Annotated in this window: 6 protein-coding genes; 1 reads left to right on the top strand and 5 read right to left on the bottom strand. The window is 43.7% G+C overall.

Annotated features, from left to right (window positions below; translation table 11 throughout):
• A partial coding sequence (locus tag FTU09_RS13385; RefSeq protein WP_179994364.1) for a zinc ribbon domain-containing protein occupies positions 1-109 on the top strand: 109 nt, incomplete at its 5' end.
• A 182-nt stretch (positions 110-291) separates the two neighbouring features.
• Here the strand turns inward: FTU09_RS13385 and rsfS are convergent.
• The 5 genes from rsfS to FTU09_RS13360 all read right to left on the bottom strand — a co-directional run bounded on the left by rsfS (position 292) and on the right by FTU09_RS13360 (position 6,364).
• Positions 292-693, bottom strand: a complete 402-nt coding sequence (gene rsfS / locus FTU09_RS13380; protein ID WP_004974926.1) for a ribosome silencing factor — start codon at positions 691-693, stop codon at positions 292-294.
• A gap of 75 nt (positions 694-768) precedes the next feature.
• Positions 769-1,563, bottom strand: coding sequence for a hydroxypyruvate isomerase family protein (locus FTU09_RS13375; RefSeq protein ID WP_096901402.1), 795 nt, complete (start codon positions 1,561-1,563; stop codon positions 769-771).
• Between the two features lie 45 nt (positions 1,564-1,608).
• Positions 1,609-2,475: an NAD(P)-dependent oxidoreductase gene (locus FTU09_RS13370; protein WP_131260560.1), complete on the bottom strand. Its 867-nt coding sequence runs from the start codon at positions 2,473-2,475 to the stop codon at positions 1,609-1,611.
• Between the two features lie 90 nt (positions 2,476-2,565).
• Positions 2,566-3,351 (bottom strand): crotonase/enoyl-CoA hydratase family protein, encoded by a 786-nt coding sequence (locus tag FTU09_RS13365; RefSeq protein ID WP_179995949.1) that lies wholly within the window; start codon positions 3,349-3,351, stop codon positions 2,566-2,568.
• 196 nt (positions 3,352-3,547) lie between these two features.
• The gene (locus FTU09_RS13360; protein ID WP_131260559.1) at positions 3,548-6,364 is read right to left on the bottom strand and encodes an ATP-binding protein; all 2,817 of its coding nucleotides are present in this window, start codon (positions 6,362-6,364) and stop codon (positions 3,548-3,550) included.
• Positions 6,365-6,533: the final 169 nt, after the last annotated feature.

The following is a 6,533-nucleotide window of genomic DNA, read 5'->3' as shown; positions in this document are numbered from 1 at the left end:
ATGGGAGTGCATGAGCTGTGGTACAGCTCATGATCGAGATATAAACTCAGCTTTAAACATTCTTGCGCTTGGGCATAAGCGTCTAGCTGTAGGAATCACCCTCTTTTAAGGGGGTGAGGATGTCAAGGCTGATGTAAAGTGGTCAGTTGAGATAGGGAATTTGGTTAGGGTAGGTTAATACGATATAAAAACGATTAGAGATCTAAACTTCAAAAGATCCGCATTAAAAAAGCGACTTATTTGAAAGTCGCTTTTTGTGTATCTTTAAGGCTGCTCAAGTGAGCTGTTGTATTAAGCAACAGACTCAGGCGTAGTGCGCCATAAGCTTTCTAGGTCATAGAATTTACGTGCTGTTGGTAGCATGATGTGAACCACTACCATACCAAGATCGACCAAGATCCATTCTGCATCACGTTCACCTTCAATACCAATTGGGCGGAAGCCTGCTTTGCGCGCTTCTTCGGCAACATTGTCGGCAAGAGATTTTACGTGGCGAGTTGATGTACCGCTAGCAATCACAATGGCATCTGAAACATTGCTGATGCTGCTGACATCAAGTTCAACAATTTCTTTGGCTTTTACATCAAGGAGAGCTTCATGTACAACTTTAAGACAAGTTTGTACGTCATGCTTTTGGGTATTCATTGCAAGATCGTGAGAATTAGAAGCGCCGGGCGATGGTTCTAAATTCATGGGGTGTATAATTTCCTAAAATTATTCATCGTCTAATATAGCTGTTTTAGCCTGAAATTTCAAATCGGTTTAATTTTAACCACTTTGATTTGAGGGAAAGTATTTGTCTTTCCATGCAAATGATTGATTTGACGCCAGACTTGGGCGGTATTCTGCAGCGATATAGCCTGAATAAGCACTGTGCTGTAACCATTTGAAAATAGTAGTATAGTCTAGCTCGCCTGAATCGGGTTCATGGCGTCCTGGATTGTCGGCAAACTGGATATGACCAATATCCTGAATGTTTTCTTGCAATGCGCTCAGCACATCTTCACCCATCATCGCCATGTGATAACAGTCGTATTGCATTTTAAGAGCAGGATGTTTGACTGCTTCTAGCATCTCTTGAGCTTGCGCAATATTTTGTACTAAAAAGCGTGGCATGTCGGTGCCATTAATCATTTCAAAGACAGGCTGAATATGATGTTGAGTGAGCATCGAGCAGGCCAGTTTTAGGTTTTCTGCCAGTGTGTTTAAGCAAGGCAGTAAATCGGCATCGACAGGTTGTTTGCCTGCCAAAATATTGACGCTAGGGACATTTAATGCCGTGGCATAGCGGATGGCTAACTCTAAGGCATGATGAAATTCAATCTCTTTTCCGGGTACGCCCGCCAAACCATTGCCGCCTTGCATGAGGTCACCCGCAGGGACATTGATTAAACACAGGCTGAGTTGGTGGAGTGTGAGTTGGGTTTGAATCTGCTCAATACTCAGCTCATAGGGAAATTGAATTTCAACATGCTGAAAACCATGTTCGCGTGCAAGGGCAAAGCGTTCAATTAAAGGCACTTCGGTAAAAATCATCGACAGATTAACCGCCAGTTTAGACATGCAGGTGCTCCTTGCAGGCAAAGGTTGGATCAGGAATCAAGCCGATTAAGCTTCGACCTGATGAATAATGGTGGCTAAATCTGCTTCTGCAAAACCCTTGGCTTGATGGGCTTGCAGTTGTGAAAGGGCTTTTTCTGCCACAGGAATCTGTAACTGAAATTGCGCTGCCAGTTGTAAGGCATTGTTTAAATCTTTAGACAGGGTTTGGACTTTCCATTGCACAGGCTCAAAACTGTGAGTTGCCATACGTGGAGTTAAAATCTGAAACGGTTTCGAGTCGGCAAAACCACCCGCCAAAGCAGGTGCAAGTAAACGGGTGTCTACGCCTGCCTGTCCTGCTAAGGCAACAGCTTCGGCAATTAGGGTGCTGTTGGCAGCAACAATCAGTTGGTTGCAGATTTTAGTGGCTTGTCCTGTGCCTGTTTCGCCCATACGGGTCACACGTTGTGACAGCACATCATAAATCGGGCTTAATTTTTCGATGGTGTTTGCATCACCCCCTGCAAAAATCACCAAACTACCTTGTTCGGCTCCCGCAGTGCCTCCCGATACAGGTGAGTCAATCCATGTGACCTGTTTGAGGTTGGCTTGCTGCGCTAGCTTTTGGGTTTGATCTACAGACAAACTGGAAAAATCGACAATGACTTGTTGAGCAGTCAAAAAAGGCTCAATTTGATCTAATACAGCTTGGACGGCATTATCATCGGCAAGGCAACTCAAGATCACTGGATATTGTCCGATCTCGCTCAATTGCAGCGGTTTTGCCCCCAGACTGAGCACAGATTCGCAAGCCGCAGGGCTACGATTCCACACCGCGACCTCAAAACCTGCCTGAACTAAGCGGGTTGCCATGCGCGTCCCCATAAGTCCCATACCTAAAAAAGCGATTTTTGTGTCACGATCAAAATGCATAGCGCTGATTCTCCGTTTTTGCCTACAGTACAAGTCTGGCTTGAAATGTCAATTTAGCCTTTGGTCAAAGTCTGTTGTGTTTGAACTGAATCAAAACTGACGCGGTGCAAAGGTCACTTCAGGGTTCTTGTCCTTTTTACGTGCCAGTTGGCTATTTTTACCCAGCAATAATTTTAATTGCCAAATTTTTTCTAAACGTAAAGATTTATTTGGCGCATGTTCCATAGCATCCAGCACTTGTTTGGCTGCAGCCAATGCATCAGGAGAGCGTTGTGCAATTTCTTCAGCAAGGTCTTGTGCTTTTTGTAAAGGTGTTGCATCTAAATGCGTGACCAAGCCAATTTCTTTGGCATAGTTGGCATCAAAAATACGTGCAGTTAAGGTCAGTTCTTTGGCAAGGTCTAAACCAATTAAACCTTTTAATGAACGGCTTAGCCCCATATCAGGCACTAAGCCCCAACGGCTTTCCATAATCGACATTTGCGTGTCAGGATGCGCGATACGAATATCTGCAGCCAAAGCCAATTGCATCCCTGCGCCAAAACAATAGCCTTCAATTGCAGCAATTACAGGTACAGGCAATTGTTGCCAAACGAGAAATGCTTTTTGAAACAGGCTTTGCCCTGGCTTAATTAATTCCCAAGCCGCAAATGCACGGTTTTGTGGATTGTTGAGGTCGGCCAAGTCAATGCCTGCACTAAATACCTTTGCTTCGCCTGTTAAAATTACACAACGTAAGCTGCGGTCTTTTTTAAGTTTTTCGGCAGTCCGCACCAATTCTTTAAGTAGGGCAAAACTCATGGCATTGCGTTTGTCTGGGCGGTTCAGGGAAACTGTGGCGATGCCGTTATTTTTTTCGATACGAAGTAAGGTCATGATGTGAGCTCTTGTTTTTACTGGGCAAAGCATAACATGGGCAGCAGTGCGATAAATGACAGCAGAGTCACGGCAAAGCCTTGCGACCTTGCCTTTGATTACGTGACTTTTTTTTGTGAATAGTGCTGGGTGAGTCGTGCTTACAAACTGTATCTTCTCGTTGAGGCGTTCGCGGTGAATGTCACTTTGATGTTGGCTAACTCACCGCATTATGTTTGGTAAAAATGTGTTCTGCTGCATGTTCAACTTGCTGTATACAGGTTTGTAATTCCTGATAACGGTTTAAGACCTCTTGCACAAACAGATCATCGGCTTTACGACGTTCTTTACGTAAGGTCGAAACAAACTGTTCAAATGAGCCTGTTACTTCTTGCAGGTTCGGTGTGCCAACATAGCGGGTCGCACCATACAGACGATGCAACACATGCTCGAGTTGTGGGAAATCTTCCAGTTCAATCAGCTGTTCAATTTCATGTAATTCTGTGGCAAAGCTATCCACTAGCATTTTCAGTAAATCCACTGCAAGGTCTTCTTTGTTGGCTGCCAGCATTAGGCTTTGTTGCCAATCCAACACCTGTGGATCTAGCGCTTCAATCACAATGGCTTTATCGACTGCAGGTGGCTTATTAAAACTTTGCGTGGTCCAATGGGTTAAAATTTGGATGATTTGTTCAATCTGAATCGGTTTGGTGACATAGTCATCCATACCGACTTTGAGTAATTTTTGCTTTTCATCGGCAAGAGCATGCGCGGTGAGGGCAATAATAGGTAAGCGTTTGTGATTTTCCAAAGTCGATTCTAAAGAACGAATCGCACGGGTGGTATCTACCCCCGACATCACAGGCATTTGAATATCCATAAAGATCAGGTCAAATGGTTGCTGTCCCTGCTCAATGCGTTGCTGCAAAATCCCCAAAGCTTCCTGACCACTTTGCGCTTTGGTGGTGGTCACATTCAGTTCGCCCAACAAGGCTTCGAGTACAATCAGGTTTGGTAGATGGTCATCCACCGCTAAAACGTGCAGGCCTTTACCATCAAATGATGCAGACTCCTGTTCATCAAAACTGTTTTCATTGTTGAGTAAGTCAATTAAGGCTGAACGACTGAGCGGTTGATACAAAGCGCGCGCACGATATTCATTTAACAGACTTGGGTCTAGCGCCATTTGATAGCCATACACTGCCAAGTTACCTTGATAACGGGTACGAATTTCTTTTAATAAAGCTTCGGTGTCGCCACTATGATCAACAATCAACCAAGTATTGTCTTGCAGGTCGGATACATCTTTTAAGCGGCTAAATAAATCTAAAATTGAAGCGGCTTCAATATGTCGCACCGCATAATTTTCAAGATAATGACGCAAGACATTCGCTGTGGCAGGGTGCGCCAAATACGACACCACCTGAATCTCTTTAAAGTTTGGATGCTGCTGTGCATGCGCTTCATCTACCGCAAACATGGCAGTAAACCAGAAGGTCGAGCCTTTTTCGGTTGGGGCGCGTTCCTGATTGTCTTCAAAGCCAATTTGACCTTGCATCAAATGCACCAACTGTTTGGAAATGGCCAAACCTAAACCTGTACCACCAAATTGACGCGTGACCGAAGTATCACCTTGAGAGAAAGACTCAAACAATTTTTTACGGTCTGTACCGCTTAAGCCAATGCCACTGTCTTGGACGCTAAAGTGAATTAAGCATTGTCCAATATCGTCATGTTCTACCCGCGCCCGTACAATAATTTCACCATCGGGGGTGAATTTAATCGCATTGGAAATTAAATTGGTTAAAATTTGCTTGAAACGTAAAGCATCGCCCAGCACATATTGCGGCACGTTATCGGCAAAATAAAAGGCCATGTTGATGTGTTTTTGCGCAGCCAAAGGCGAGAGCATATCCATCACATCAAAAATGGCTTCTTCTAAATCAAAGGGTGCGGTATCCAGTTCCAGTTTGCCTGCATCAATTTTAGAAAAATCCAATACGTCATTAATGAGTGCTAAAAGATGCGCCGATGATTTACGAATGGTCTGTAAATATAAATTCTGTTCATTGCTAAGATTTTCCTGACGCAATAACAGGTGAATAAAGCCATCAATACTGTTCAGTGGTGTTCTGAGTTCGTGACTGATGTTGGCTAAAAATACCGATTTAGACTGGTTGGCAGAAATCGCTTGGTCACGTGCCTGACGATAAGTGATGTTTTGCACTTCCAAAGTATCGAGGGTGCGGCGCAAGTCATCTTCGGTTTGTTCGGTATGTTCTTTGAGTTCTAAAAAGCTGAAATGCAGGCGTTTTACCACATTGGCAATATCCCGCTGCAGTAAGCGTAATTCGCCAGTACTGTTAATGACCATGTGTTGATCGAGCGTATCGGCATTCAGGCGTTGTAGCTGCATGCGAATTTCATACATGGGTGCAATCCAGCGTCGTGAATAGAAATTCAGACACAGCAATAACAACAACAGGGTCAGCAAGCCTGTGGCAATTAATACAATCATGACCCGATAACGGGCAATTTGTAATGGCTGATTGTCCAGTTCAATCAGCAACCATGCAGGACGGTTGATGTCTTGCTGAATTTGCATGCCATACACATGATTATTTTTATACAGAATTGGGCCAAAAAAATCGGCATTTTTAGGGAATTTGGGCCATTCGGCTTGGTCTTGAAAGCCCATGCTTAAACGGCGTGTACCAGAAGCATCAATCAGTGCAGTACGAATCAAGTGCTTTTCGTTCATCATGTTTTGCATAAAAGTACGTGCTTCTTCGTACTTCCACGGAAAGCTAGCCAGTTGATGCAAAGCTGCTTCAGATGGCAACTCAAAACGGGTCAAAATCGCAATTGCCATTTGTCGCTGCTGTGCTTTTGCGGCATTCGAGGTTTCAGATAAAACTAGCATCGTGCCGACGCATGCCAAAACCATAATTGGCACAAAAATAAGTGCAATCAGCTGTCCATAAGCATGATTTAAATGTAAGCGCTTAAATAACTTTTTATTGATATTTGACATGGTTAACGCAGTTTAATCCCTATGTTTGGCAGTTTAGCATGCTTTATCAAATGGAGCGTAAAACTCAGTCCTTCAGGTCAGAGATATAAGCGACACGACATGAAGTGTCGTTTGATTTAACTAAGGACTATTTTCCTTGAGTTTTGATTGTTAATATAAGTACATGAAA

Source organism: Acinetobacter sp. YH12058 (assembly GCF_013419805.1).
GTDB classification, from domain to species: Bacteria; Pseudomonadota; Gammaproteobacteria; order Pseudomonadales; family Moraxellaceae; genus Acinetobacter; species Acinetobacter towneri.
The sequence above is the reverse complement of the archived record's forward strand: the minus strand, read 5'-3'. Positions and strand labels throughout refer to the sequence as shown.

Coding starts and splice junctions, on each gene's coding strand:
- FTU09_RS13370 (WP_131260560.1), bottom strand. CDS start 2,475: ATGCATTTTGATCGTGACACAAAAATCGCTTTTTTAGGTATGGGACTT.
- FTU09_RS13365 (WP_179995949.1), bottom strand. CDS start 3,351: ATGACCTTACTTCGTATCGAAAAAAATAACGGCATCGCCACAGTTTCC.
- FTU09_RS13360 (WP_131260559.1), bottom strand. CDS start 6,364: ATGTCAAATATCAATAAAAAGTTATTTAAGCGCTTACATTTAAATCAT.
- rsfS (WP_004974926.1), bottom strand. CDS start 693: ATGAATTTAGAACCATCGCCCGGCGCTTCTAATTCTCACGATCTTGCA.
- FTU09_RS13375 (WP_096901402.1), bottom strand. CDS start 1,563: ATGTCTAAACTGGCGGTTAATCTGTCGATGATTTTTACCGAAGTGCCT.